General features: G+C 40.1%; 25 protein-coding genes and 1 riboswitch. Of the genes, 4 read left to right on the forward strand and 21 right to left on the reverse strand.

The window, feature by feature from the left end:
- Window positions 1–68: 68 nt before the first annotated feature.
- The 13 genes from cobA to GNT69_RS12025 form a co-directional block, all read right to left on the reverse strand.
- The gene (cobA, locus tag GNT69_RS11965; RefSeq protein WP_203555195.1) at window positions 69–845 is read right to left on the reverse strand and encodes a uroporphyrinogen-III C-methyltransferase; all 777 of its coding nucleotides are present in this window, start codon (window positions 843–845) and stop codon (window positions 69–71) included.
- The gene (locus tag GNT69_RS11970; protein WP_203555196.1) at window positions 842–2,227 is read right to left on the reverse strand and encodes a cobyrinic acid a,c-diamide synthase CobB; all 1,386 of its coding nucleotides are present in this window, start codon (window positions 2,225–2,227) and stop codon (window positions 842–844) included. The genes cobA and GNT69_RS11970 overlap by 4 nt, the downstream gene beginning before the upstream one ends.
- Window positions 2,228–2,292: 65 nt before the next feature.
- A complete protein-coding gene (locus GNT69_RS11975; RefSeq protein ID WP_203555197.1) occupies window positions 2,293–3,414 on the reverse strand; it encodes a cobalt-precorrin 5A hydrolase in 1,122 nt (373 codons plus the stop codon).
- Window positions 3,411–4,193, reverse strand: coding sequence for a precorrin-4 C(11)-methyltransferase (gene cobM, locus GNT69_RS11980; RefSeq protein ID WP_203555198.1), 783 nt, complete (start codon window positions 4,191–4,193; stop codon window positions 3,411–3,413). The genes GNT69_RS11975 and cobM overlap by 4 nt, the downstream gene beginning before the upstream one ends.
- Window positions 4,190–4,897, reverse strand: a complete 708-nt coding sequence (gene cobI, locus GNT69_RS11985; RefSeq protein WP_203555199.1) for a precorrin-2 C(20)-methyltransferase — start codon at window positions 4,895–4,897, stop codon at window positions 4,190–4,192. Before cobI ends, cobM begins: the two co-directional genes overlap by 4 nt.
- Entirely contained in the window at window positions 4,894–6,093 is a 1,200-nt protein-coding gene (gene cbiE, locus GNT69_RS11990; RefSeq protein WP_203555456.1) for a precorrin-6y C5,15-methyltransferase (decarboxylating) subunit CbiE, read from the reverse strand. Before cbiE ends, cobI begins: the two co-directional genes overlap by 4 nt.
- Window positions 6,068–7,201: a cobalt-precorrin-5B (C(1))-methyltransferase gene (locus GNT69_RS11995; RefSeq protein WP_203555200.1), complete on the reverse strand. Its 1,134-nt coding sequence runs from the start codon at window positions 7,199–7,201 to the stop codon at window positions 6,068–6,070. The genes cbiE and GNT69_RS11995 overlap by 26 nt, the downstream gene beginning before the upstream one ends.
- Window positions 7,202–7,203: 2 nt before the next feature.
- A complete protein-coding gene (locus tag GNT69_RS12000; protein WP_203555201.1) occupies window positions 7,204–7,854 on the reverse strand; it encodes a precorrin-8X methylmutase in 651 nt (216 codons plus the stop codon).
- Between the two features lie 13 nt (window positions 7,855–7,867).
- On the reverse strand, window positions 7,868–8,638 hold the full coding sequence (locus GNT69_RS12005) for a cobalt-precorrin-6A reductase (protein WP_203555202.1): 771 nt from the start codon (window positions 8,636–8,638) through the stop codon (window positions 7,868–7,870).
- Entirely contained in the window at window positions 8,635–9,552 is a 918-nt protein-coding gene (locus tag GNT69_RS12010; protein ID WP_203555203.1) for a sirohydrochlorin chelatase, read from the reverse strand. The genes GNT69_RS12005 and GNT69_RS12010 overlap by 4 nt, the downstream gene beginning before the upstream one ends.
- A gap of 20 nt (window positions 9,553–9,572) precedes the next feature.
- Complete coding sequence (gene cobJ / locus GNT69_RS12015) at window positions 9,573–11,219, reverse strand: precorrin-3B C(17)-methyltransferase (protein WP_203555204.1); 1,647 nt, start codon at window positions 11,217–11,219, stop codon at window positions 9,573–9,575.
- A gap of 12 nt (window positions 11,220–11,231) precedes the next feature.
- A complete protein-coding gene (locus GNT69_RS12020) occupies window positions 11,232–11,597 on the reverse strand; it encodes a (2Fe-2S) ferredoxin domain-containing protein (protein ID WP_203555205.1) in 366 nt (121 codons plus the stop codon).
- A gap of 142 nt (window positions 11,598–11,739) precedes the next feature.
- Window positions 11,740–11,927, reverse strand: a riboswitch (cobalamin riboswitch).
- A gap of 151 nt (window positions 11,928–12,078) precedes the next feature.
- Window positions 12,079–13,068, reverse strand: coding sequence for an NAD-dependent epimerase (locus tag GNT69_RS12025; protein WP_203555206.1), 990 nt, complete (start codon window positions 13,066–13,068; stop codon window positions 12,079–12,081).
- Window positions 13,069–13,506: 438 nt separating this feature from the next.
- Here GNT69_RS12025 and GNT69_RS12030 point away from each other — a divergent pair, with 438 nt between their 5' ends.
- Together GNT69_RS12030 and GNT69_RS26190 are read left to right on the forward strand one after the other, a co-directional pair.
- Window positions 13,507–14,601: a CotS family spore coat protein gene (locus GNT69_RS12030; RefSeq protein WP_203555207.1), complete on the forward strand. Its 1,095-nt coding sequence runs from the start codon at window positions 13,507–13,509 to the stop codon at window positions 14,599–14,601.
- A gap of 2 nt (window positions 14,602–14,603) precedes the next feature.
- The gene (locus GNT69_RS26190; RefSeq protein ID WP_203555208.1) at window positions 14,604–16,715 is read left to right on the forward strand and encodes a glycosyltransferase family 4 protein; all 2,112 of its coding nucleotides are present in this window, start codon (window positions 14,604–14,606) and stop codon (window positions 16,713–16,715) included.
- A gap of 75 nt (window positions 16,716–16,790) precedes the next feature.
- Here GNT69_RS26190 and GNT69_RS12040 read toward each other — a convergent pair whose 3' ends face one another.
- Both GNT69_RS12040 and GNT69_RS12045 read right to left on the reverse strand, forming a co-directional pair.
- Window positions 16,791–17,210, reverse strand: coding sequence for a universal stress protein (locus GNT69_RS12040; protein WP_203555209.1), 420 nt, complete (start codon window positions 17,208–17,210; stop codon window positions 16,791–16,793).
- Window positions 17,211–17,263: 53 nt separating this feature from the next.
- Window positions 17,264–18,730: a SulP family inorganic anion transporter gene (locus GNT69_RS12045; RefSeq protein WP_203555210.1), complete on the reverse strand. Its 1,467-nt coding sequence runs from the start codon at window positions 18,728–18,730 to the stop codon at window positions 17,264–17,266.
- Between the two features lie 376 nt (window positions 18,731–19,106).
- Here GNT69_RS12045 and GNT69_RS12050 point away from each other — a divergent pair, with 376 nt between their 5' ends.
- Window positions 19,107–19,361, forward strand: a complete 255-nt coding sequence (locus GNT69_RS12050) for a hypothetical protein (RefSeq protein ID WP_203555211.1) — start codon at window positions 19,107–19,109, stop codon at window positions 19,359–19,361.
- A 50-nt stretch (window positions 19,362–19,411) separates the two neighbouring features.
- Here the strand turns inward: GNT69_RS12050 and GNT69_RS12055 are convergent, their stop codons facing one another.
- On the reverse strand, window positions 19,412–20,515 hold the full coding sequence (locus GNT69_RS12055) for a D-alanyl-D-alanine carboxypeptidase family protein (RefSeq protein ID WP_203555212.1): 1,104 nt from the start codon (window positions 20,513–20,515) through the stop codon (window positions 19,412–19,414).
- Window positions 20,516–20,897: 382 nt separating this feature from the next.
- Between GNT69_RS12055 and GNT69_RS12060 the strand changes: the two genes are divergently transcribed.
- Window positions 20,898–21,398 (forward strand): hypothetical protein, encoded by a 501-nt coding sequence (locus tag GNT69_RS12060; RefSeq protein WP_203555213.1) that lies wholly within the window; start codon window positions 20,898–20,900, stop codon window positions 21,396–21,398.
- Window positions 21,399–21,534: 136 nt separating this feature from the next.
- Here the strand turns inward: GNT69_RS12060 and GNT69_RS12065 are convergent, their stop codons facing one another.
- The 5 genes from GNT69_RS12065 to GNT69_RS12085 all read right to left on the reverse strand — a co-directional run bounded on the left by GNT69_RS12065 (window position 21,535) and on the right by GNT69_RS12085 (window position 26,086).
- Complete coding sequence (locus GNT69_RS12065; protein ID WP_203555214.1) at window positions 21,535–23,124, reverse strand: amidohydrolase; 1,590 nt, start codon at window positions 23,122–23,124, stop codon at window positions 21,535–21,537.
- A 270-nt stretch (window positions 23,125–23,394) separates the two neighbouring features.
- Window positions 23,395–24,558 carry a cobalamin-independent methionine synthase II family protein gene (locus GNT69_RS12070; RefSeq protein WP_203555215.1) on the reverse strand — a complete coding sequence of 388 codons (1,164 nt, stop codon included), beginning with the start codon at window positions 24,556–24,558 and terminating at the stop codon, window positions 23,395–23,397.
- Between the two features lie 18 nt (window positions 24,559–24,576).
- A complete protein-coding gene (locus GNT69_RS12075; RefSeq protein ID WP_203555216.1) occupies window positions 24,577–25,290 on the reverse strand; it encodes a sulfurtransferase TusA family protein in 714 nt (237 codons plus the stop codon).
- Window positions 25,291–25,423: 133 nt separating this feature from the next.
- On the reverse strand, window positions 25,424–25,786 hold the full coding sequence (locus tag GNT69_RS12080) for a DsrE family protein (protein ID WP_203555217.1): 363 nt from the start codon (window positions 25,784–25,786) through the stop codon (window positions 25,424–25,426).
- A gap of 42 nt (window positions 25,787–25,828) precedes the next feature.
- Window positions 25,829–26,086 carry a sulfurtransferase TusA family protein gene (locus tag GNT69_RS12085; protein WP_239094175.1) on the reverse strand — a complete coding sequence of 86 codons (258 nt, stop codon included), beginning with the start codon at window positions 26,084–26,086 and terminating at the stop codon, window positions 25,829–25,831.
- Between the last annotated feature and the right edge of the window lie 295 nt (window positions 26,087–26,381).

Below are 26,381 nucleotides of genomic sequence, written 5' to 3' on the forward strand. Positions count from 1 at the left end.
TTGCAAGTGTATGGTACCTAGTTTCGACTTATTGATAAACTAAGTACCCTTTACATACGAATGCTTTATCAATGCATAATGATTTCCGTTTCTAAAATCTTTTCATACCATTTAATTTTTTCTCGTAAACGAACAACTTCACCAACAAGGACGATCGCAGGGTTTTGGATGTTTTTTTCGACAACAAGTTGATGAATCGTCTCAAGCGTCCCAGTAAGTGTTCGCTGGTTGTTCGTCGTTCCCCATTCAATGACCGCTACAGGTGTTTTTTCATTCCTGCCATTGGCGATTAATTTCTCACAAATAGAATCAAGATTTGCAATGCCCATATAAAACGCGAGCGTATCAATGCCGGTCGCTAAAGCAGGCCAGTTGAGCGAATCCTTTCCTTCTTGGTCACGTCCGTGCCCAGTAATTACAGCAAAACTTGATGCAAAATCACGATGTGTAACTGGAATCCCTGCATAAGCAGCTGCTGCAATACCTGCGGTTATCCCGGGAACGATTTCATATTGGATATTATTTTGGGCAAGGATCTCCGCTTCTTCCCCTGCACGCCCAAATACACATGGGTCACCTCCTTTTAGGCGGGTGACCATTTTCCCTTCTAAAGATTTTTCAATTAATATTTGATGAATTTCTTCTTGAATAAGGTGATGGTTCCCGGGGGATTTTCCACAGTAAATAAGTTCTGCGCTCTTTTTTGCATGTTCCAACAGCTGTGAATTGACTAAGCGATCATAGACAATCACATCTGACTTTTGAATGCATTCAAGACCATAAACGGTCAATAATTTCGGATCGCCTGGACCTGCACCAACTAAATAAACTTTGCCTTTCCTCATTTAAGCTCTCCTTTTTGTTTATGCTGCACACAAGCTTCAACCCAACGTTTAACGAGCTTCGGATTAGAAGCAAAATGGAAATGCGTGTAGCCAGCAACAAGATTTCCACTTAAGTATCCTTCTCGCTTTTTACTAAAACGACTTTGCGTTTCATAAGCATGACGGATTTCCTCTCCCACCGATCCAAAGGCAGAATAATGAAATTCATGACCTTTCGCTGAGTCATTTTCGCTGATTAAAAAATTCCCTTCTGTCCCAAATATTTCACGATAGCCTAGTGCCGCAAGCTTGTTTTGCATTTTCACCTTTCCAGGTATGAGCCCAACCATAGGATATTCCTCACCAGAGGAACTTGAAATGGACTGTGTTAAATACATAAAACCACCACATTCAGCAAGTGTAGGCAAACCTCTTAAAACCGCGGAACGAATCGACTGTTTGGCTTTTTCTTCACTTGCAAGCTGTCCGGCAAATTCTTCAGGAAAGCCACCGCCAATATATAATCCATTCGCTTCAGCGGGAACTTCTTCTCCATGTAAAGGAGAAAAATAAATTAACCTTGCCCCGTAAGCCTCTAATAATTCAAGATTTTCTTGATAGTAAAAATTAAATGCCTCATCTTTTGCTACGGCAATGGATACTCCTTTATCAGGACGCTGTTCAAAAAAATTCGTTGATTTGTATGTAAGCTCGGGCGCTTTCGCTAACTCATATAGACGGTCAACATCAATCGTTTCGGAAATGAGGCCACCCAGTTTTTCAAAAAAAGGCGTCAACTCGCCTCGTTCAATCGCTGGAATCAGCCCAAGATGACGACTTGGGAGTTCGATATTTGTCTCTTTTTTTAAATACCCAATAACTGGTACATCACATTCCTGTTCAATCGCTGCTTTGACAAGTTCAAAATGGCTTATACTACCAACCCTATTTGCAATCACTCCAATGATATTTGGTCCTGTCGAGAGCATTTGAAATCCCTTGACAATCGCTGCTGCACTTCTCGCCATGCTCGCACAATTGACTATCAGCAAGACAGGACTTTCAGTAATCATGCTAATTTCAGCAGTTGATCCTGTGTTGTTAAGTGGACTTTTCCCATCATAAAAGCCCATAACCCCTTCAATAATCGAAATATCTGCACCCGAACTTGCTCGGCTCAACATTTCCCGCACTGTGTCATGGGAAAACATCCAGCTATCCAAATTACGCGAAACTCTGCCCGTCACTGCCGTATGATAGGATGGGTCAATGTAATCTGGACCGCATTTGAACCCCTGAACGGTATATCCTTTTTGCTGCAGTGCAGCCATAATCCCAATCGTACAAGTCGTTTTACCGACACCACTCCCAGTACCGGCAATCACTAATCTTCTATTGCTCATAAATTTCCTCCGTTGGTTTAACTTCATTGCAAAAATTTTTATTCCCTTAAAAGGAAATGAAGCCTTTAAAACGGAATTATCCCCATAGAAATGGTCACGTTTCCCGACTTTTTCTTAACGAGTTCTAGTTTCTCTGCGCCAGTATATAATCGAACAGCCGGTTCACTTACGCCATATGCCCCTGTATACTTAAACACTGTTTCCGACGGTGCTTCCATCTTCATCTTATTTAGTTCTGCTGGCGGATAATAAACAAACTCCCAATCATATTTATTAACAACCTCAAGCAGGCCAGCCTCATCCTTTTTTAAATCAATCGTGCAAACTGCCTTCACACTTTTTATCGAAAGTTTCAGCTCAGCCAATGTTTCGACGATGACATCTTCAATTTCCTCAGCAGATGTTCCTCGGTTGCATCCGATTCCAATGACAATTGTTTTCGGTCGATACAGTACGCCATTCCGAAGAAGGACCTCTTCCTCACTTGACAATAAGCGATGAGTCACAATTAAGGCAGCTGCCGGTTTTGCGGCGATCGCTGCATCAATCGATGGATAAACGACTAATTGTTCAGGAATCGGTGTATCGTACATCCACCAGTCGCGCTCCCCCGATTCTTGAACAATCGCCACATGTTCCTCATTTACAACCGCTGCACTCACCGGCGTCAATTTCTCATCCGACTCCCATACCCAGCCAAACCGAGAACCCAATATATCAACCGGAATTGTCTTTTGTACATCAGATGCAGTGGTAATGATTGCCTTCCCGCCGATCACAGCTGCCACTTCATGTGTCAACTCATTCGCACCGCCTATATGACCAGATAAGACACTAATCACATTTTCGCCGCGATCATCAATGACAACGACTCCAGGGTCTGTTTTCTTATCTTTTAAAATCGGCGCAATCATGCGGACAACCGCCCCAAGAGAGATGATCATAATGATTCCTTTGTATTTCTCAAACAACGTTGGTAATAGCATCCGGACACTGCCTGAAAACAACTGAATCTCCTTTGTCTCCTCATCCCCTCTTGCAAATTTCTCCATATAATAGACATCTGAATGGGCAAACACCTTATGTAATTCCCTCGCTATTTCAACACCGTGCTTTGTAATGGCGACAACTGCATAAGCGTTCTTTTGGACAACGGAAGGTCGAATCCCTTCTTGCAATTCAATCATTTTGCCTGAACCCCTTTACGGTATCCGTGAGTGAAAGCAGCATCATATAGTTTTGAGCGGTATTCTTCTTTCTCATGAATGTTTGGATCTAACGCCCAGCCTGCCAAAATCATCGCATGTTTGCGAATGCCATTTTTACGCATGTCTTCATCTAAATGAGCCAATGTTGTTCGGACAATTTTTTCATCTGGCCATGTTGCTCGCTGAATAACGGCAACTGGTGTTTCGTCTGCCCATCCTGCTGCTTGCAGTTCTTTTACAATTTTCTTTGTTAATGTCGCGCTTAAAAATAACGCAATCGTACAATGATGACTTGCTAAATCTCGCAATTTTTCGAATTCTGGGACAGGAGTGCGTCCCTCTGCCCTTGTTAAAATGAGCGTCTGTGTTAAATCTGGAATCGTCAATTCCGCACCAATCGCCGCTGCTGAAGCAAAAACTGAACTGACACCTGGGATGATTTCATAGCTGATTTCTTCCTTTTTCAATAGTACGATTTGTTCCATAATTGCTCCATACATGGCTGGATCGCCAGTATGAATCCGAGCAATGACTTTCCCAGCATTCACGCGGTCTACCATCACTTCAACGATTTCCTCTAAGTGCATTCCCGCCGTTTTGACTACTTCTGCTTCCGGTTTTGCTTTCGCAATTAACTCTTCATTTACTAAAGAGTCCGTATATAAAATGACGTCTGCTGTTTGGAGGATCTTTAACCCTTTTACCGTAATTAGATCTGGGTCACCAGGTCCTGCACCAACTATATATATTTTCCTCATTTTCTCACCACCATTAGTGTTAAGTATTCAAGCTCTGCTCCTTCTAAGTCTTGGACATTCCAAATAATTTCTTCATCAGAAGTTACTTTCGTGACGACTGACGCTTTATCTAACAGGTCCAAATCTTTTAAAACGGTCAGCATTAAATCAATCACTTTCGCTACTTTAATAAATACGATTGCATCATGGTCTTCGATTGCCCTTTTCATCGCGTCATAATCATCTCGAGCAGGGATAATCGCCACATGTTCATCGCCATCTGCTAATGGAATTCCTAGTCTTGATGCCGACGCATTAAAGGACGAAATGCCAGGAATTGACTTAATCTCGACTTCAGGATGCTTTTCCTTCATTAATTTCATCATATGAATGAATGTGCTATATAAAAGCGGGTCCCCTTCGGTAACGAAAGCAACGTCTTTTCCTTCCTTCACTTTTTGCCAAACGACTTCCACTGTATTTGCCCACTCACGATCTAATATTTCTTGATCTTTTGTCATCGGAAACACGAGCCCAAGCATTTCCTTTTCTTCCGGGCGTATGTATACTTCGATAATTTGATGTGCATAGCTTTTACTGCCTTTCCGTTTCCGTGGATAAGCGATTACAGGTGACTCTTTAATCACGCGAAACGCCTTTACTGTAATTAATTCTGGATCGCCAGGACCGACTCCAAGTCCGTATAATGTGCCAAGATTCGTCATTCTTTGTCTTCCTTTCTTTTTGCGCTAATAATATAAATCGGATTAAGCGGAACAAATCGTGTCATGTCTAAAATCGGTTTACTTTTCGATATTTGTGCTTGAGTTATCGAAACTTGGAAATCAGCTTGTTTAAAAGCTTCAATCGCTCGATATAAATTTTCAATTGTCGCGGCATTAAGGACGATTTTCCCGTCAGCTTTCAACCGAGTACAGCATGTTTCAATCAATTCGTTCATTTCCCCGCCTGTTCCCCCGATAAAAATTGCATCGGGATCGGGAAAATTCTCCAATCCTTGCGGGGCTTTTCCATGAATCGTTGTCAAATCGACGCGAAACTTTCGTTGATTGAGCAGACAATTTTCTAAATCAGCTTGATTCTTTTCAATCGCAAACACTTGACCTTCGGGAGCTAGTTTCGCAGCTTCAATCGCAAGCGACCCTGTGCAAGTCCCTATATCCCAAACAATGCTATTTTTTTTCAACTCCATTGCTTGAAGACTTAAAACGCGAATTTCCTTTTTCGTAATCAACCCTTTATCTGGTTTACGTTGTGAAAACTCTTCATCCTGAATTCCCAAAGACCAGTTCGGTGCATCTGCCACCTTTTTCAAAATCACTACATTTAATGGTGAAAACTCGTGCTCAACCATTTCGTCTAGCTCATACCACCCTGTCTTTTCATTTACTCCTTGGAGATTTTCCGCGACAAATGCGCGATACTCCGTCAATCCAAAAGAAAGAAGGTATTCAGCGATTCGATTCGGACTATTTTCAGCATCTGTAAGGAATGCTACTTTGGCTTTGCCGTCGATTCGTTGCACCAATCCTTTCATCTCGCGACCATGGACACTAACAAAATAAGCATCTTGCCAACTTTCCCCCATTTTTGCAAACGCTAATTGAACAGAGCTTAAATACGGATGCACCTCAATTCCAATCTTTCCGGCTAAATAGCTGCCTATTCCGTAAAAAAGCGGATCACCTGATGCCAAGACCACCGTTGGTCGCGTTTCTTGCTGCAAGCGCTCGGCTATTGCCTTCAATCCTCCCTTGATGACAATCTTCTCCCCATGATATTTAGGGAAAAAGGATAACACTCTTTCACCGCCAACGAGCACTTCACTTCCCTCAATCCATTGTTCATATTCTGGCAATAGACTTGCTCTCCCATTATCTCCGATTCCAATCAGTTTCATCGATCGTGTCAATGCCAACAGCCCTTCCTAATAATTGTCCTTTTAGCGTATAAATCGCCGTTTCTAGTTCGATTCCACCTTTTATATCGTGAAGCGATGAATAACAACAATACCGACAAAGCTTATTAAAAAATTCAAAATGATTTGCCTCTGCCATCATATCGCCAACCTGTGAAGCCGTATTTGCATTCTTAATCTCAGTTATTAACTCTCGATTCGCACCGACACTCCTCGCAATTTCAGCTAAAAAGCCAAAATCAACTGCTGCACTTTTTGAGTGAACCATCATTACTCCTTGGGCCACTTTTGAGAATTTCCCCATCATGCCTACAAGCGTGACTTTTTTTATCCCTTGTTTCTTACATTGTTTTAATGAAAATCCGACGAAATCACCCATTTCAATAAAGGCTTCTTCACGTAATTGTGGGAGTAATTCCATCGCATATTTTTCACTGCGTCCACCCGTTGTTAACACGAGATGATCACATCCACCAGCCTTTGCTACGCTTATCGCCTGTACGATACTTGCCATATACGCAGAACTAGAAAAAGGAACAACGATGCCCCTTGTTCCTAATATCGAAATTCCGCCAATAATTCCAAGCCTCGCGTTCAAGGTTTTCTTTGCAATTTCTTCCCCATCTGGAACGGAAATAACGACTTTTACCCCACGATTAATTTGAAACTCTTTTAACGTTTCTTCGACGGTCGTGATAATCATTTTTCGCGGCACAGGATTGATTGCCGCTTCACCGACGGGGATGGGAAGGCCTGGTTTCGTTACTCGCCCAACCCCAACTCCTCCGTCCAAATGAATTCCCGGTGTATCTGCCCAACTAACCGTAGACACAATCAATGCTTGATGAGTCGCATCAGGGTCATCACCCGCATCTTTAATCGTTTCCGCTCGGACACTGCTTCCATTCCATTCACATGTTTCAATCGTAAACGTAGCATCTTGGCCGATCGGTAAATGAATCGTTGCTTGTTCTTGAACTTCTCCAGTTATTAATGTCAATAAAGCCGCTTTCGTCACAGCTGTTGAGCATGCCCCAGTTGTATAGCCGTGCCGCATATTCGCTGTTTTTTTCTTCGCTGCCTTTTCCATTTTTATCCCTGGTCAGCTAAGAGCGAAATCGCATTCAATGCTGCAACCGTCACTGTACTTCCGCCTTTACGACCAACATTCGTGATGTAAGGAACTTCGGTTATTTTAGCAAGTTCCTCCTTTGATTCTGCGGCAGAAACGAATCCGACAGGCATCCCGATAATTAAATCTGGCTTCGCAATCCCTTCTTTTATTAAACGAATCAGTTCTAAAAGGGCTGTTGGTGCATTACCAATCGCATAGATTCCTCCTTCATTTTCACGGACAGCTTTTTGCATCGATATGATTGCTCTTGTTGTACTTTGCCTTTTTGCCTCTTCCGTAACATCTTTATCAGCAATATAACAATGTAAATCTCCCCCATGCTTTTGGAAGCGCGCTCTTCCTGTGCCACTTTCAATCATTTGTACATCAGCAATGACATGCCTCCCTTTGCGAATTGCTTCCACTCCTGCTCGAATCGCGTCTGGATGAATGATGACACTTCTTCCAAGTTCAAAATCAGCTGATGCGTGAATAACGCGGCGAACGATTTTCCATTCGTCTTCTGAAAACGAGTGCTCCCCCATTTCCTCAGCGATAATCGCAAAACTATAATCATAGATTTTGTCAGGGTCGACAGTTAAAGGTTTAAAGTCCGTTTTAAAATCCATTTTATCCTTCCTCCTAATTCGTGATTATATGGTTTTTCAATTCATGTAATACATCCTTAAAACGAGAATAGACCGTTTGATACTTAATATTTGGGCGAGCAATCATGATCGTTTCGATTCCGCATTCCATTGCAGCTTCTACTTTTTCATCCACTGAACCGACTTTGCCGCTTTCTTTTGTGATCATTAATGACACATCATATTGTTTATATAAGGCCTTATTGAGTTCTTTTGAAAAGGGCCCTTGAATTGCAACGATATTTTTCTGCTCGATCCCGAGTTCTGCACATTTTTCCATATTGTCTACTCGAGGCAGCATGCGCGCAATCAATCTCGTATTCTCTAAGCCAACTAATTCTTTTGCGAAAATAGATAATGTTTTACTTCCTGTTGTGAGCATGATCACGCCCTTTTTTTTCGCCGCAAGCTTAGCTGCCTCTTCATAATCGTGAACAACAACCAAGTTTTCATGCTCAAATTGCTGACTTTCCCGTTCATAGCGAATATATGGAACATTCTGTTCTTTTGCAGCTTGAAGTGCATTTTTGGATGCTTCCTCCGCAAATGGATGACTCGCATCGACAACGGCTTTACATCGATTATCGCTAATAAAAGCAGCCATTTCAGCAGCTGTTAATCGACCTATTCGTACCTCAATTCCTGCATCTGTTAAACTTTTCGCTGCGGAATCTGTTACGACCGTTGCAATTACCTTTAATCCCGATTTATTTATTTCAACCGCTAACTCTCGCGCATCACTTGTACCTGCCAAGAATAAAATCATTTGACAGCTTCCACCTCGTTGAATGCAGAATCATCGTGGTCATGTTCATGATGATGATGGTCTTCATGGTGATGATGGTGATCATGATGGTGGTGGTGGTGATGGTGCCCATGCTCCTCTACATGCAAACGATAGTTTTCTAAATCCATCGCCCCACTTGATTTTCCTTCGATTGCTCCCGCTACCCGGTCTTTTAAAATAGTTTGTAGTTTTGAATGATAGCCAAAGTATTTCGCTAACACAAACTCATGCTCGGGATATTTTTTTTCGTACTCTGCAACCATTTTGTTCATCCGTTCCATTAAGATGCCTGTAAATAAAAAGTAAGGCAACATCACAACTTTTTTCGCACCAAGTTGAATACACCGTTCAATCCCTTCATCTACAAGCGGAGCAGTAACACCCATAAAGGAACTTTCCACCCATTTGACATTCAACTTTTCCCAAAGCAATCTCGTAATTTTATAAAAATCGCTATTTGCGTCAGAATCACTTCCACCGCGACCAATTAATAAAATGGCTGTATCATGGTGCTCCGCTTTCGGATCAAAACCTACTTCTTCTAAACGATCGACTAAAATCTCAAATACTTCGGATTGAATGCCGATTGTTTGACCGTATGTAAATTGTACATCTGGATATTTGTTTTCAGCTTCAATAATCTCAGCAGGAATATGAAGTTTCGAGTGACCTGCATGCAGTAAAATAATCGGGATGACATTTACCTCTGTTGCCCCTTTTTTTACACAATTCGCGATTCCTTCGGAAATCGTTGGTGAAGCAAATTCTAGAAAGCAAGTTTCAATCATTAGATTCTCGTCCATCGTCGGAATCATTTCTTTTATAAAAATTCGAACCTCTTCATTTCCGGCCTCTAACCTACTGCCATGACCAACGAATAATACAGCTTTCATTCCCTTCGCCCTCCTTCTTATTAATCCTCGCATGGTGCTGGCTCTAGCTTGATTTTAGGGGTGATATCTTGATATTGATAACCGTTAAGCACCTTAGCCCGCTTGAAATATTTAAATAATCGCTCGTTCGGATGAGCGTTCTGTTTATACTCCTCTACAATGTTCGTTATCGTTTCAACAAGCCTCTTCGGTTCAATTCCTTCAGCAACAGGCTGTCCTGGATGAGCTGTACGGCCGACTGGCTTGGCACCTAAAAACAAATCGAACTTCCCTCTTCGAAAAACGATGCCGATATCGTCCATGACGGCGCGGTAACAAACCATCCCGCATCCATTAAAGCCGATATGCAATTCCTTTGGCATTTCCATGCCACCTACAACTTTTTGCAATTCTTCTGCATAAGGAATGGCTTCCGTTTTTTCGCCATCACAAAAGTCACATGCTTTCAGTGTGACTACATTCCCAACTGGAGAGAGCAAAAAACCTGCTGCTTGCAATTGTTCGGTGATTCTTTCTGGTTCCGTTGTTGGAACCTTTAACAAAATTTGATGGTTTGGTGTGTACTCGATCGTCCCTGTTTCGCCAACTACCTCTGCAAGTACAATCATTTGCGCAGCGGTAAACTGCTTATTTGCCACACCAGGACTGACAGCTAGTTCAAAAATCGATTCAATTTTTTGTTGAATGAACGCAGGTTCAAATGGTTGACTACTCATTCCTGAAACCCGAGTTAATGCATCCATCGCGATTTCAAATGAAGAGTCTCTTTCCTCAGGTGCTTTCGTTAACACTGCTACAGCCGATGTACTTTCAGCTTTCGGTTCTTGCTCCAAAGCCCACGGCTCCGCTTCCTTTTGCAGACGTTGATGCGGCTTTAACGGTTGTGTTTCTGCATTTAACGTGTATTTTTTTTGATAGCCACGCGGCGTGATCAGTTTATTGTCATATAAAAACGTCGAAGAATTTCCGATGATGACCGTAGTTAGCATCCCAATTTCGTAGTTCAACATTTCTGCAAGATTCGTAATGACGACCTGCTGACGCTCGCGATAAGCACTTTTCACCAAACCAACCGGCGTATTGGGTGAACGATACTTTAGTAAAATCTTCTGTGCCTCGACAATTTGTCTCGTTCTGCGACCACTCCGTGGATTATAAAGGGCAATGACAAAATCCGCTTGCGCCGCTGCTTCCACGCGTTTGGCAATTAAATCCCATGGTGTCAAATGATCACTCAGGCTGATCGTGCAAGAATCATGCATAACTGGTGCGCCTAGTAGCGAAGCACAAGAGTTAATCGCTGAAATACCTGGAACAATTTCAATTTCAACGCCTGTCTCCTCCTTCCAGCCCTTTTCAATGAGCACCTCATAAACAAGACCAGCCATCCCATAAACACCTGAGTCTCCACTTGAAATGACAGCTACTTTTTTCCCGTTTTCCGCTTGTTTTACTGCTTCTTGTGCCCGTGTAACTTCTTCCGTCATTCCTGTACTTATAATCGTTTGGTCAACTAATAAATCTTGAATAAGATCCATATACGTTTTATAGCCAATGATAAAATCACTTTCCTGAAGTGCTTCAACAGCACGGTGGGTAATATGTTTAAAATCTCCAGGGCCAAACCCTACTACGAACAGTTTCCCTTTATTTGACACACACTCCATCTCCTTCTATACCTATTTCTTCTTTGAAATCCCTACGGGTGCGCGAGAAGCTGGGTTCACTGCCATCTCCCCATTTACGAATTGATAGATTATATTTTCGTTAAGACTCTGTTCGTTCTGATCACGAACAATTTGCCGACCGATTTCTGGAGATTCGACTCGGTACCAAACCCCTTCAGGGTAAGAAATGACAATGCAGGCATCTTGGCACCGACCATTGCAGCGTGTACGTGTTGTATGGATTTGTTCGTCTAATTGTAATAACTCAATTTCATTACGAATCGCTTGAGTCAGTTCCTCTCCACCTTTTCTCATACAACTGCTTCCGTTGCAGATGAATAAATGCGTACTCATTCCTTTCAAATCCCAAGTTGTCATATTAAACTTCCTCCTTTAAATTAGAGGGAAATAAAAAAACCTTAACTCATCGAGTTAAGGTTTTGAGAAGCCAAGCCAATTTTAAATACACATCCGTGCAGCTAATAGCACTTGATTGCTTCATCATTCCCTCCGAATGAGATTCACACATGTTTTAAAAGCAGGTCTCCTGGCTTCGCTTCGTTTTACTCTTGTCCCTTCCCAGTAATTAAACCAGTGGTTATGACAATTTCATCAGCTTTACAGTAGCGGGGGCTGCATCGGACTTTCACCGATTTCCCTATTATCCCAAGCATTTAAGCATTGGGCACTTTTAAACCAAAATATTAAATTATAGATTACGTTTGAACTTTGAATAATATCATAATCTATTTTTCTAAAATTTTAAACACTAAAATACTTTCAATTCGACAAAAACGAGCGCAAAACCCACATATTTCAAGTGTTTATGTGGGTAAAAATAAATTTTTCGACAAATTTATTACGAGAGTTTGTAATAGTCTTTATACCATTCCACAAACTTCTCGACCCCTTTATTAATTGAGACCTTCGGTTTATATTGAATATCTTTTACTAAATCGTCAATTTCCGCAAATGTCTCAGGAACATCCCCGGACTGAAGCGGTAAAAATTTTTTAATTGCTTTCTTCCCCAAATGCGCTTCAAGTACTTGAATAAAATCATGTAATTGAACCGGACGATTATTACCGATGTTATAAATTTTATATGGAGAGAAAGAGTCTGTCGGCGGGGCTTTCTTCATTAAGCGATAGACGGATTCGATTACATCATCAATATAGGTGAAATCTCGTTTCATATCTCCATAATTATAAATCTCAATAGGCTCTTGTTTCATGATTGCATCTGTAAAAGTAAACAACGCCATATCAGGTCTTCCCCATGGTCCATATACCGTGAAAAAGCGTAAACCAGTCGTTGGTAAATCATATAAATGACTATACGTATAAGCCATCAGTTCATTTGACTTTTTCGTAGCTGCATATAAACTAATCGGGCGATCAACACGATCAGAAACAGAAAATGGGATTTTTTCGTTCTCTCCATATACAGAACTTGAGGATGCGTAGATCAAATGCTTAATTTGATGGTTTTTACAACATTCGAGAATATTGGCAAAACCTACGAGATTGGATTGAATATAGATGTGGGGATTGGTTAGACTGTACCTTACTCCGGCCTGAGCTGCTAAATGGATCACAATCTCAAACTTATACTGATCGAAAAGACTTTCCAACAGTTCTAAATTTTCAATGGATCCTTTTACAAAAATAAAATTTGGATGTTTTTGTAAAAGACTTAATCTGTCTTGTTTTAAACGGACATTATAGTAATCATTCATATTATCAATTCCTAATACGTGAAACCCTTCATCTAGTAATCGTTTCGATAAATGAAAACCGATAAAGCCTGCACAACCGGTGACAAATATAGGTTTGAAAGTAGTCTTCATGAATGCACCTCCTTTCTACATTATCCAGTTATCATTTTCCCTTAAAACACATCTTGAAATATGGATATGAAACATTTATTAAAACGTATAAGTAGTCTGTCCTAGTTCAAGAAAACATTTTCCACTGCTGCTCCCTCCCCCGACTGACATAGGCATTACCAATATTTTCACAATAAAACCCTCAACTTAGTGTACATGTCCATACATTCCTTCGAAGAATACATAAGTTAATTTAAAGTATTGTTTCTGTGTCAACTTCTGATGATTGCACCTTGTATAGAACTTCACAATATCTCTTGATTGATCATAAAGCGAAACTTCCATCAGAGGGGTTTTTACTTTCAGCTAATCTGCGATAAATAAGCAGCCACAGATGATCATAATCAAACTTGCTTTTTACAGTAACAATTACTTTTAACTATAACTAGGAGGGATGATATGGATAAGGTTTTAATCGAACCTTGGAGCATGGAAGGACAGACGGATGAATTCTATGTACCTGAGTATATTAACCAAATCGGTGAACAGGTTCTTCAACATTACGATTTCTCCGTTCAAAGCATCCAAATTGTAACAACAAAGCATGACAAAGGCGGAGCTATTTGGCAACTTGAAACAAATAAAGGACCAAAAAGCTTAAAATTATTACACCGTCGGCCAACGAGAAGTCTATTTAGCTTAGGTGCGCAAAATTATTTAGTTCTTGATCAAAAGGCGAATGTACCACCAATCGTTCAGACGAAAGATGGAGCTGATTATGTTGAGGCTGGTGGGAAATTATGGTTTGTGGCAGAATGGATTGAACCTTTATATCAGGTAACAAAAGATTTAGAAGGTGCAAAATTGCTTTGTGCGGCTCTAGGAAAGTTCCACCGTTTAAGCACAGGTTATATTCCCCCATACGAAGCAGAAGTCGCTTCACGAATCCACAAATGGCCTAAAGATTATCAAAAAGTGATTCGTAAAATGGAGTGGTTCCGCAACATCGCTAACGCCTACAGCGAGATGCCAGCAAGTGCTCATCTATTGAATGTGATTGATGTCTTTGAAGGACATGCAAAAGAAGGCTTAGAAAGATTAAATCAATCTAGCTATTATATGCTAGCGCAAAAAGGCATGGAATATTGGGGGTTAGTCCACCAAGATTATGGTTGGTCCAACGGTCAAATGGGGCCTAATGGCATGTGGATTATTGATCTTGATGGCGTGGCATTTGATATTCCTATTCGTGATTTGCGCAAGCTGATCACTGGCACAATGGCCGATCTGTACCAATGGGATGCAACATGGGTAAGAGAAATGATTAAAGCTTATCATGAGGAAAATCCAATCTCTGGTGAAGTTTATGAACTATTAATGATTGATTTAGCGATGCCAAATGAATTTTATAAAAATATAAAAGAAGTCGTTTATGAACCTGAAATCTTCTTAGACGACCAAGCAACAGCTCTAATTCAAACCATTGTTAATACCGACCAAACAAAATGGCCAGTTTTAGCTGAAATTAAAGATGATTGGAAAGGGGTGGAATAACGTTGAGAATACTAATGATTTGTACTGAGAAACTTCCTGTACCTCCTGTATTGGGCGGGGCAATTCAAACCTATATTGCTGGTACCCTCCCCTATTTAAAGAAATCACATGATATTACTGTTTTAGGGAAAAGCGATCCATCCCTCCCTGAAGAAGAAATCATTGAAGGCATTCGCTATGTTCGGATTCCAGGGGGCATCTTTGAAGTCTACCGAGATGGCGTCGCTCAATTTGTTAAAGCCAATCAATTCGACCTTATTCACATATTCAATCGTCCACGTTTAGTTCTCCCGGTACGAAATGCAGCACCTAATGCCAAAATAACGCTAAGCATGCACAATGATATGTTTAATCCAGAAAAAATTAGTCGAGAAGAAGCGATTTCAGCCCTAGAAGAAGTTTCAAACATTGTTACAGTTAGTGATTATGTAGGAGGAGTCATAAATGGACTTTATCCACAGGCGTCAACTAAACTCCGCACGATTTATTCGGGGGTAGACTCTACTCGTTTTTTACCAGGAAAAGACCCGAAAATGACCAAAATTCGCAATGAAATTCGCAAAACACATGGATTAGAAAATAAAACGGTCATTTTATTCTCCGGTCGACTTTCACATAACAAAGGGGTTGATCGTTTAGTAAGAGCGATTCCTGCTCTTTCAAAAAAATACAAAAACCTTGCTTTAGTCATTGTCGGCAGTAAGTGGTTCAGTCAAGATGAAATTACTGATTATGTGGCCTATGTAAGAGCATTAGCAAATCGTTTACCAGTTCCAGTCGTAACGACTGGGTTCGTTTCACCGAGTGAAATTCAGAACTGGTTCGCTGCCGCTGATATTTTTGTCTGTACTTCAATCTGGCAAGAGCCTTTAGCCCGTGTTCATTATGAAGCAATGGCCGCAGGTCTCCCCATCGTTACAACAGCTAGAGGCGGAAATCCTGAAGTCATTCTTGCGGGAGAAAACGGTCTTATCGTTGAGAATCCAGAAGACCCTCACGGTTTTGAGGAAAAGATTGCACAAATTTTATCAGACAAGTCTTTGCAAAAGAAAATGGGAGAGAAAGGCAGAGAGCTTGCTATTTCTCAGTACAATTGGGAGAGAGTTAGTTCTGAACTCCTAGAAGTTTGGGAGAAATCAAGATTTGCTTCGATTACTACTACACCTACAGACGCTGATACCGAAGTGAACGATGTACCTTCAAGTAATGAAATAGAAATGGGAACAGATTCTGCAGCAGACAATACAGCACAGAAAGAAATAAGTCTAGAAACGGATAAGAAAGATCGCGAAGATAGGCAGGACAAAAAAGAGAAAAAACGAAAAAAAGAGAAAGAAGGGACAAAAGTGAAGGATAAAAAAGATGATAAAGATCTGAAGGACAAGAAGGATCGCAAAGATAAGAAGGATGACCGTAAGGACAAAAAAGATCGCAAAGATAAGAAGGATGACCGTAAGGACAAAAAAGATCGCAAAGATAAGAAGGATGACCGTAAGGACAAAAAAGATCGCAAAGATAAGAAGGATGACCGTAAGGACAAAAAGGATCGCAAAGATAAGAAGGATGACCGTAAGGACAAAAAGGATCGTAAAGATAAGAAGGACGACCGCAAGGACAAAAAGGATCGTAAAGATAAGAAGGATGACCGTAAGGACAAAAAGGATCGTAAAGATAAGAAGGACGACCGCAAGGACAAAAAGGATCGTAAAGATAAGAAGGACGATCGTAAAGACAAAAAAGACCGCAAAGATAAGAAGGACGATCGTAAAGACAAAAAGGATCGCAAAGATAAGAAGGACGACCGTAAGGACAAAAAGGATCGTAAAGACAAGAAGGACGACCGTAAGCGTAAGAAGGATCGCAAAGATAAGAAGGACGACCGTAAAGACAAAAAAGACCGCAAAGATAAGAAGGACGATCGTAAAGACAAAAAGGATCGCAAAGATAAGAAGGACGACCGTAAGCGTAAGAAGGATCGCAAAGATAAGAAGGATGACCGAAAGCGGAAGAAAGATCGCAAAGATAAGAAGGACGACCGTAAACGTAAGAAGGGTCGCAAAGATAAGAAGGATGACCGTAAGGATAAAAAGGATCGCAAAGATAAGAAAAAATAATAGGAAACGGGGACAGATGTTTACACTCTGTCCCCGTTGGTCATTAACGTAATTATCTCAAAGATTATCATGTTATTATTTTATAATCATAACAGGTGCTTTTACACGTTTCGCTACTTTATGGCTTACACTACCTAAAACCATTTCCTGAAGTGCATTTAAGCCGCGACTACCGACAGCCACTAAGTCAAAGTCATGTGAATTTGCATAACGAACAATTTTCTCTGGAGCTTCTCCGTACAAAATCTCATGTTTATAAATGATTCCTTGTTGCTCTAGAAAATCCTCTACTTTTTTCAAACGCCGCTTTCTCGTCTCTTGAATCAATTCTTTAGAAGGATAATGAAGAACATCGCCTTTTGAAGCAGCACTATCAATAACATAAACGATGGTAATCTCTGATTCTTCCATATTCTTTGCGAGAGACGCTACTTTTTCAGCCGCCCTAAACGCATGTTCAGACCCATCGTAAGCAAGCATAATATTCTTAAACAATTCATTCACTCCTCTAAAACATATGTAGAAAAAAGCACGTGTAACACGTGCCTTTAATGTCCGGATAATTTTGCCCCCGTTTTGTGGTGTACAGCTAATCGTTCAATTAAATTCGAACTAGGAGTATTCAATCCAGTTAACCGGACATTTTTCCCATTATCTCTTAGCTTTAAAACGATTTTGTCAACAGCAGCGACAGCGGAATCGTCCCAAATATGCGCTTGTGAAAAATCAATTTCAACTTCCTTCACATCATCAATAAAATCGAAAGCTGCAACAAGTTCATCAACAGAAGCAAAGAATACCTGTCCTTTGACAGAATAAACCTTTTTGTCGCCTTCCAACGTTGAGGAAACTTTTACCCGAGAAATTTTAGCGACAAAGAAGATCGCACTTAAAATAATTCCCGCAAAAACACCCTTGGACAAATCATGCGTTACGACAGTCGTTACAGTCGTTACAACCATGACAATTGAATCGGTCACTGGTGCCTTTGCCAAGCCTTTTAAGGATGACCAATCAAACGTACCAATTGAAACCATGATCATTACGCCAACGAGCGCAGCCATTGGGATTTGAACAACGACATTTCCTAGCACCATAATTAAAAATAACAAGAACAGACCAGCAACTAATGTAGACAAACGACCTCTTCCGCCCGATTTCACGTTAATGACAGATTGCCCAATCATTGCACATCCTGCCATTCCACCGAAAAAGCCAGTAATGATGTTAGCAATCCCCTGTCCTCTCGCCTCTTTATTTTTATCGCTATTCGTATCGGTCATATCATCGACGATTGATGCAGTTAATAACGATTCGAGAAGTCCAACAATCGATAAAGCAAATGCATATGGAAAAATAATTTGTAAGGTTTCTAGATTAAAAGGAACACTTGGGATAAAGAATGCTGGAAAAGAAGATGAGATTGCCCCCATATCTCCCACTGTTTTTACCCCAGTATTTGTCATCATTGCAATCAATGTAATGACGATAATCGCCACCAATGGAGACGGAACAGCTTTTGTGATTCTTGGAAGTAGATAAATAATCGCTAGCGCCCCAACAACCATTGCATACATAATCCATGTCGCACCGACAAATTGCTCTAATTGGGCCATAAAAATCAAGATAGCTAACGCATTTACAAAGCCAATCATAACTGATCGTGGGATAAATTTCATATACTTTGCTACTTTAAACACACCAAATAAAATTTGTATAACCCCTGTTAAGATTGTGGCCGCAAACAAGTATTGCACCCCATGGTCAGCGACCAATGTAATCATTAATAACGCCATAGCTCCCGTTGCGGCTGATATCATTCCCGGTCTACCACCGACAAAAGCAATGACAACTGCAATACAAAATGAAGCGTACAACCCAACCATTGGATCGACACCTGCAATAATCGAAAACGCGATTGCTTCAGGAATGAGCGCCAAAGCGACAACAATCCCTGCAAGAACATCGCCCTTGATATTGCCAAACCATTGTTCTTTTAGTGAATGGACTTTCAAACAAAAACACCTCTTCTAATTTATTTTTGACTTTGAACTCTCATCAAAGTCGAGCCGTTAAAGATAAAAAAACTCTATCACATTTTCACTCTTTTACAAAACAATAATGAAAGCGTTTATATCCTCTTTTCTTGCTTGTTTTCTTTCTTTTTCTCTTAAAAACTGCATAAGTAGTGGGAATATCAAATTTTATTTCTTTATTACAAATCTCATTTTTTATTACAAATCTACTACAAATTCGATTTTAATTTTGTTACAATTAGCAAAGAAAAGGTCGCTAGTTTACATTTTTTTGGTAAATAGAGAATATTTTAAACTAGATTCGACTTGTGATTTACATATGGTAAACTCTTTAAAGAATTAAGGGGGAGATTCTTTGGAAAATGAAGTCATTGTTAAATATGTAAATGAAAGCGATATTCGCTTTATCGTCACGAAGGAGAAAAAAGTTTACACATTGAAATTTCTTAAAGAACAAGCAGACTCATGGGTAGCAATGGTGGGGAATATTAAAAGTGATGATACAGAAGAATTAATCTCTTCTCTATTAGAGAAAATTTTCCAAGACCAACAAACAAATTCGATTTTAAATAAACTGCAAATTCCAAAAGATCTCCCGATTGTAGGTTGATCTTAATAGTGAACATAAATGTGGGACAAGAGTTTAATCTCGTCCCTTTTTTAATCCAACCATTTCTTTAGTTTTTCAGTCCATGTCTGATCCTCTTCTTGCTTTATCGTTTTAGAATACAGATTTGCCTCACCAATTTGTTCCTCTTCAAGAAAAACTTTTACTTTTCCGACTGACTTATCAGAGTTTCGTGCTTTCTTAACGGCCTTTCCTTTAAAAAGTTGAATGGAAACAGAAAGTTTATCTATTTCATTTTCGGTTAACGGATAAACGATGTCCTCTTTTAGTTCTAGGCCACCAAGGACATCCGCATGTGTAAATTCTGCCTCTTCTTTATTAATAATCTCCACTTGTTTATATTTACTAAATGCGTGCTCAAATAAATGAATATGATCCTGCCAATCGTTTCCGTCGTTAATCGTTACAGCAATTAAGTTTAAACCGTTTTTGCTGGCCGTTGAAACCAATGTCCTTTTCGCTCTTTTTGTGTATCCTGTTTTACCACCAGTTGAAGATGGATACAGCTGCGTTAATAGCTTATTTTTATTTCTCCAAATGTATTTAGCCCGCCCTTTATCCTCATAAGCATATTTTTTCGTTGCCGAAATTTCTCTATAAGTCGGATTCTTCATCGCATAACGTGTTAATAGCGCCATATCATAGGCGGTCGAGTAATGGTTTTCATGATCATCTAAACCATGTGGATTAGCAAAAATCGTATTCTTCATTCCGATTTCAGCTGCTTTTTTATTCATTTCTTTAACAAAGTTGTCCAAGTCGTCGCTGACATGTTCTGCAATCGCTACTGCCGCATCATTTCCAGATCGTAGCATCAAACCGTAAGTTAAATCTCGAAGCTTTATCTTTTGTTTAGGTTGAAGATAAATCGATGAACCTTCCGTGTACGCTGCCCTCTTACTAACGGTTACATATTCATCAAGCTTCCCAGATTCAATCGCCAGAATTGCTGTCATAATTTTCGTGATACTAGCAATTCGCATTTCGGTATGGGCGTTTTTATCATAAAGTACCCTTCCGGAATCCTGTTCCATTAAGATTGCTCCTCTAGCTGAGGTGGCTTCAACGTTCATTGAAAATGGACAGCTCATTAAAATTACGGCTAAAAAGAGTGCAATCATTTTTTTCACCTTCATTGCTATCCCCTCTCAATCGTTTTAAGAATCAATCAATATTAGTATTATTTGATGCATGAAAAAAAAATATCCGTACGCCTTTAACAAAGAATGGAATGAGTTTTTCTCCTTTCTTATTTATATCTTTTATCATTTTTGAAATTGGGAATATCTTCCGTAATAAAAGAGGTGGCTCGATAGATAATATGTTTGTCTACTTGGCAAGTTTGCGAGTAGCTACCGTTGGAGGTGCATTACCATTTTCGGAATGTTATTCCTCATAGTTGTTGTTTCTGCCATTGTAATCGGAATCTTCCTCAATAATAACGAGAGTGAAAATCCGATTCCAGCAACTGGAGGAACACAGCCTAATTTAAAAAATCATTTTAAGGAGGAAATAAGTATGGAAAAAGAAACAAAAGTTATTAAGGAAAGAGTAAAATCAGCTGAAGATGCAAAAATCGAAAGAGTAGCGGCAGCAAAAGTAGAGGCAGAGATCGGTGAGGAGCTAGCTCCATTGAAAAATCAATTACAAGCCATACAAAGTACTCTTAGTCAATATAATACAGAGGGTCAGCAATATTCGATGACTTCATCCGGACAAAATCAACAACAACCGAACGAATTGCTAAAACAAATGCAACAGTTTAGTTCGCAAGCTCAACAACAACAACAAAAAACATTCCAGCAGCTGCAGCAATCCATTCATCAAGCTACGCAAATGCTAACAAGTGTTGAGCAATCATTACAATCAGTGAATATGTTAAATCAAATTACCCAACAAATTAATCAATCACAGCAACAATTACAACAACAGCAACAGCAACAGCAACAAGGACAATCTGGACAATCTGGACAATCTGGACAAATGAGTTCTAATAACCAAAATCAAAGCTATCAATAATAAAACTTGACCATTCAGTGGGATTTTTCCCACTGAATGCTTAATAAAGCTTCGTAACCATTTATTTTTTTAAAAGGGCAAATTTATGCTTTTTATAGACGATTGTAAAAAAAATTTTTAAGCAGGGGTTATTATGCTATTTCCTATATTTAATTTCTCCTCCGATAATCGTCATTTCAATTTCGGTTGTTAATAGTTCATCAGCATCTTCCATCGTAAATGGATTAGTTGAAAAAACCGTCATATCAGCCAATTTCCCGCGAGCAATTGTCCCTTTTACGGTCTCTTCATTGGTCGGATAGGCACCAAGTTCGGTAAACAATCGGAACGCTTCTCTCATCGAAAGTTTCTGTTCCGGATAAAAGCTATGTGTTTGCCCTGGTTTTTTCCGAGTAAGAGCCGCATGAATTCCAAGCAATGGATCAACTGGTTCTACTGGCGCGTCGGAACCTCCGGCACAAATGACTCCGGAATCGATTAAGGATTTCCATGCATAAGAAAGCTTGATTCTGTCTTTTCCAAGCCGCTTCTCTACCCACGGGAAATCACTTGCGACAAAACGCGGTTGGATATCGGCAATTCGGTTTGGGTGAGCAAGGCGTGAAATAAGGTCCTCGCGAAGCACTTGCGTATGGATGAAACGGTCACGATAGGAAGTCACCGGAAATTGATCCAACACATCTAGCACATTTTCTAACGCTTTGTCACCAATCGTATGAGCAGCTATTGGCATGTCCAAATCACGCGTTTGTCTGATGATTTCGGACAGTTGTTCTTGATTATACATCGCTTCACCATATTGACCAGGTGCATCGCTATAAGGCTCTGATAATAGAGCTGTTCTTCTGCCAAATGCCCCGTCAGCAAACATTTTCACTGCGCCGATTTGCAAAGTATCATTCCCATATCCTGTGTACATCCCTAATTCTTTTAAATCAGGTAAAAATTCATGGTTAATTAATAGATTGCTTCGCAACCCTAGTTGTTCTCCGTTTAAAAGTTCATCAAAAATGTTCCACGTTTGCTTAAGTCCCCCTAAATATAGAGGGTCATTCGTATGAACACTTGTTAACCCTTTTCCGATCGCAAAATGAATCGTTTTGCGCATCGCTTCTTTCCAAGTGTCATAAGAATGTGAGGGAATATGCTCTTTAATAAGATCCATCGCCGATTCAAGCAAAAGCCCAGTTGGTTGTTTCGTACTATCATCTAAAACAACGGTTCCTCCTTCTGGAACGGTCATACCCACATGGAAACCGCTAACTTCTAATGCTTTGCAATTAACAAGTGCTGCATGTTGACATACTCTGCCAATGAAAAGTGGGTTAGCAGGAACGACATGGTCCAATTCACTAATCGTTGGGATTCCCCCATCTGTAAATAAATTATCATCCCAACCACTACCTACTAGCCATTTTCCAGTTTCTAGCTGCTCGGCCTTTTCTTTCAGTTTTTTGAGCATTTCACGTTTAGAATGAATCCCCGTTAAATCTAAATGAATAAACTGACCTGCAATGATTGAAAGATGCAAATGACTATCAATTAATCCTGGAGTAGCCGTTTTTCCTTCTAAATCAATGGTATGAGCAGATCGACCCCATTGAAGCAGCATCTCTTCAGTAGAGCCCATATCAACGAAACGACCCTTTTCAACGACAACCGCTCGTACTCTTGGTTTATTGGAATTGAATGTATAGATATTTCCATTTAAATAGATTTTTCTCAAAGCTGTTCTCTCCTAAATGGGTTAAACTTTAAAAACCGTGTTTTTTCTATTGCTATTACGTGAGGGCAGAATTTTTTATTTCGTTCGCTCCTCTTCTTTAAAATTATACCACGTCCATACGGGTAACAAAAAAAGCAAGGATGCGTAGAAACCCGCTCCTTGCTTATCAAATCTATATAATCATTGTTTTCGCTGCGCGTTCTCGAGCCTTCCTCTTGACCGTTCATTGTCAATTGCTATCCAACAGATGATTCCTCCATATAAAAGAAATTAACCCTGACTTCTTAGTTTTTCCGCTGCAGCTACTATCACTTTTAATTTTTCAACAGCGATTTCACTGCCATTCATCGGACGTTGCGCAAACGTGCCAAAGCCACAATCTGGATGTAAAAAGATTTTGTCATCTGAAATGTAATTTCTTGCTTCTTCCACTCTGGTGATAATTTCGTCTACAGATTCGATCGTTTCCGTTCGCGGATTGACGACGCCAAGCCCTAACTCTTTTCCGCCAATCTTATTGATTGCATCAAGTTCCCCTGCTCTTGGCGTTGCATATTCAAGGGCCAATTGATCAACTTTCACTTGTTCAAGGTATGGAAGCAATGGATAATAAGGTCCCCGTAGCAGAATTTCATCCTGCGTACTCCAGTTTCCCCGACAAATATGAACCGCAATTCTCGTTCCTCTGCCAAGCATTCCGTCTGTCAGTTGATTCATTAAGTCTAATGCAAAAGCAAGTTCTTCCTCTGCATCTGCTTTTGCTGTCAGGGCGCCGCACATAAATGTCCGATTGGCATTTTTTTGCGTAAACACAATTTCAGTTAAAACCGGTTCATCGAATTGGACGAATTCCACTCCAGCCGCAATCAAGTCCTCCAATTCTTCCCTCAGTACTTTGATAATATCAACAGCTAAATCTTCCTTCGTCGGATAAGCGTCCATAGACAGACCCTCTACCCACATCGACCTCGTTAACAGATAAGGACCTGGCAAGGTAACTTTGACCGCTTTGTCTGTATGTTTTTTCAAAAATAAAAAGTCATTTAAGGCAAGCGGAGTTTTTCGGCTAATTTTCCCCGTCGCGGCCGGATTAGACATCGAAAAGGCAGGTACATCCAACGTTCCCAAAATTTCTTCAAAACTTGATTTATCCTCAACATAGTCTAATAGTTCTGAAACACTAAGCATGCGGACATTTTCTAAATGATCGGCCACAAAGGAAATATAATTATCCCGTCGTTGTTCCCCATCTGATACAATATCAATTCCTGCCTCTTCCTGCCATTTTAAGCATTGCAAGCTAGCCTGATTAGCAATTTCCTGAAATTCCTCATCACTAATTCGTCCAGCTTTTTTTTCACGCATTGCCCGTTGGACTTCTCTTGATCTTGGCCAACTGCCGATTACCGTTGTTGGGAATTTGGGTAATGTCATTTAAAGATAACCTCCCAATCAAAATACGATTGAAAACTGTATTTTAATTTCAATTGATTGTTTAAGAGTTTGATACATAGGGGAATGTGCAAGTGTAGTTTCCCAAAGAGCGTGTAAAGTATCCTCCGCTTCCGGTGATGAAACATAAAAAGTCCCTGTGATTTCTTTCACTTTTGGACTGCCCTCGTTTTCGATTTCTAGGTGAAATAAGACATTTTCTAGACCTGCTTTTAAAGAGACTTCGATATCGTCTATTTCAATAGTTCTTTTTGAAGCTTGTGCCTTAAAACCGACTGTCAGATCACCAGCGAGTGCTCCAAGAAAATAATCAATTGCGCTTGGCGCCTCAACCTTCGGACTAAAATCTGCAGGTTGTCCAATCGCAAATGTATGGTTTCTTGAATGAACTTTAGCGGTTAAGCCTCCTTCCCCTTGAACACGAACATTCCATTGGTAGCCTTTAGCCGCTTCCAAATCTGTCGCTAATTCCTTTTGATCCGACCCTTTGCGAATAAAATATCTCGTTGTATTGTCTCCTGGTTGTGAGCCAAGAAATTCATGTTCAACCATTCTGCACCAAGCCGGCAAATCGTCCGCTACCGTCCTTTCGCGACTACGGACTTCCAACACTTCTCCACCTGAGAGGGGATCCATCGCTTTTTTAATAATTAGCAATAACCCTGAACCACAATCTAAGTCTCCACCATCACATACCGCTTTTGGATTTTCCATTTTTTCACCCTTTTCTAGGATAAGAAAATATCATTTTCGCACTTTAGATACAAGAAAGCTAAATGATTTTAAACAGCTTGCGCACCGCCCGTTCTCCTCTAAGAAACAACGAGCGTGCACAAATTAAGAACGTTTAATAAGTAATCGAAGCTGCACCTAAGCTTAAAAATTCAACAACCTTTGCCCCACCGACAATCGTTGCGCCTTCAAGTAAATCTTCTTCTTGTAATTCACGTTTTTTATAGCAAGGGCTGCATACCCATAGATTTCCACCAGCTTCAATAAACTGATCCATCAGTTGTTTTAATGGCGCAAATCCTTCTTCATGAATATCATCTGCATACCCTTTCGCTCCTAAGTAAGCGCCTTCAACATTTAAAAATACGACCGTCTCCTGACCTGAGGCAACAGCTGCATTCGCAACAACAAAGGCCACAGTTGCTTTATCCTGATCATTTTTTGCATGAGTTAAACTAACTAAAAATTTTCCTGCCATTTTGAATTCCTCCTAAAATTGATGTTTATGTAAAAGACTGAATTAGCCCTTTTCAATAAAATAATGACTAATCTTTCCGTTATCTTCCCGGTGCAGGAGCGTATGTTTTTGCAGGCGGCACCAGGCCGGAAGATCTTCACGGGCTCCAGGATCATAAGAAATGACCTCAATGATATCGCTGCTCTCCATTTTCTTCATCGTTAAGAAAAGGTTCATAATTAATTCGCCACAGCCGGTCGGTCCGGCATCATAAGTCAATTTGGGACTAAATTGTTCAACCATCTCTGACAATCCCTTCATAAAAAAACACATGATCTAATTCTTTCTTTCTCTATTATAAGCAAATATAATACGAACATAATAATCATTTTATCTATCCAAACGATATTATTTAATCGTTTTTTTAGATATGAAAAATAGGTAAATTGATAGCGAAATGCGCATAACAAACAAAAAGTGCTCCATTGAATTCAATAACGGGTTCTCTTTTGAGGTGCAAAAAACAAAAAAGCAGGGCACCCTGTTGGAATTTGCCCTGCTCTTCTTTGACACTTAATAATAATAGACGTAAAAATTCCGCTTAATTTAGTAAATA

The sequence above is a fragment of the Bacillus sp. B15-48 genome (genome assembly GCF_016879755.1).
GTDB lineage: Bacteria > Bacillota > Bacilli > Bacillales > Cytobacillaceae > Mesobacillus_B.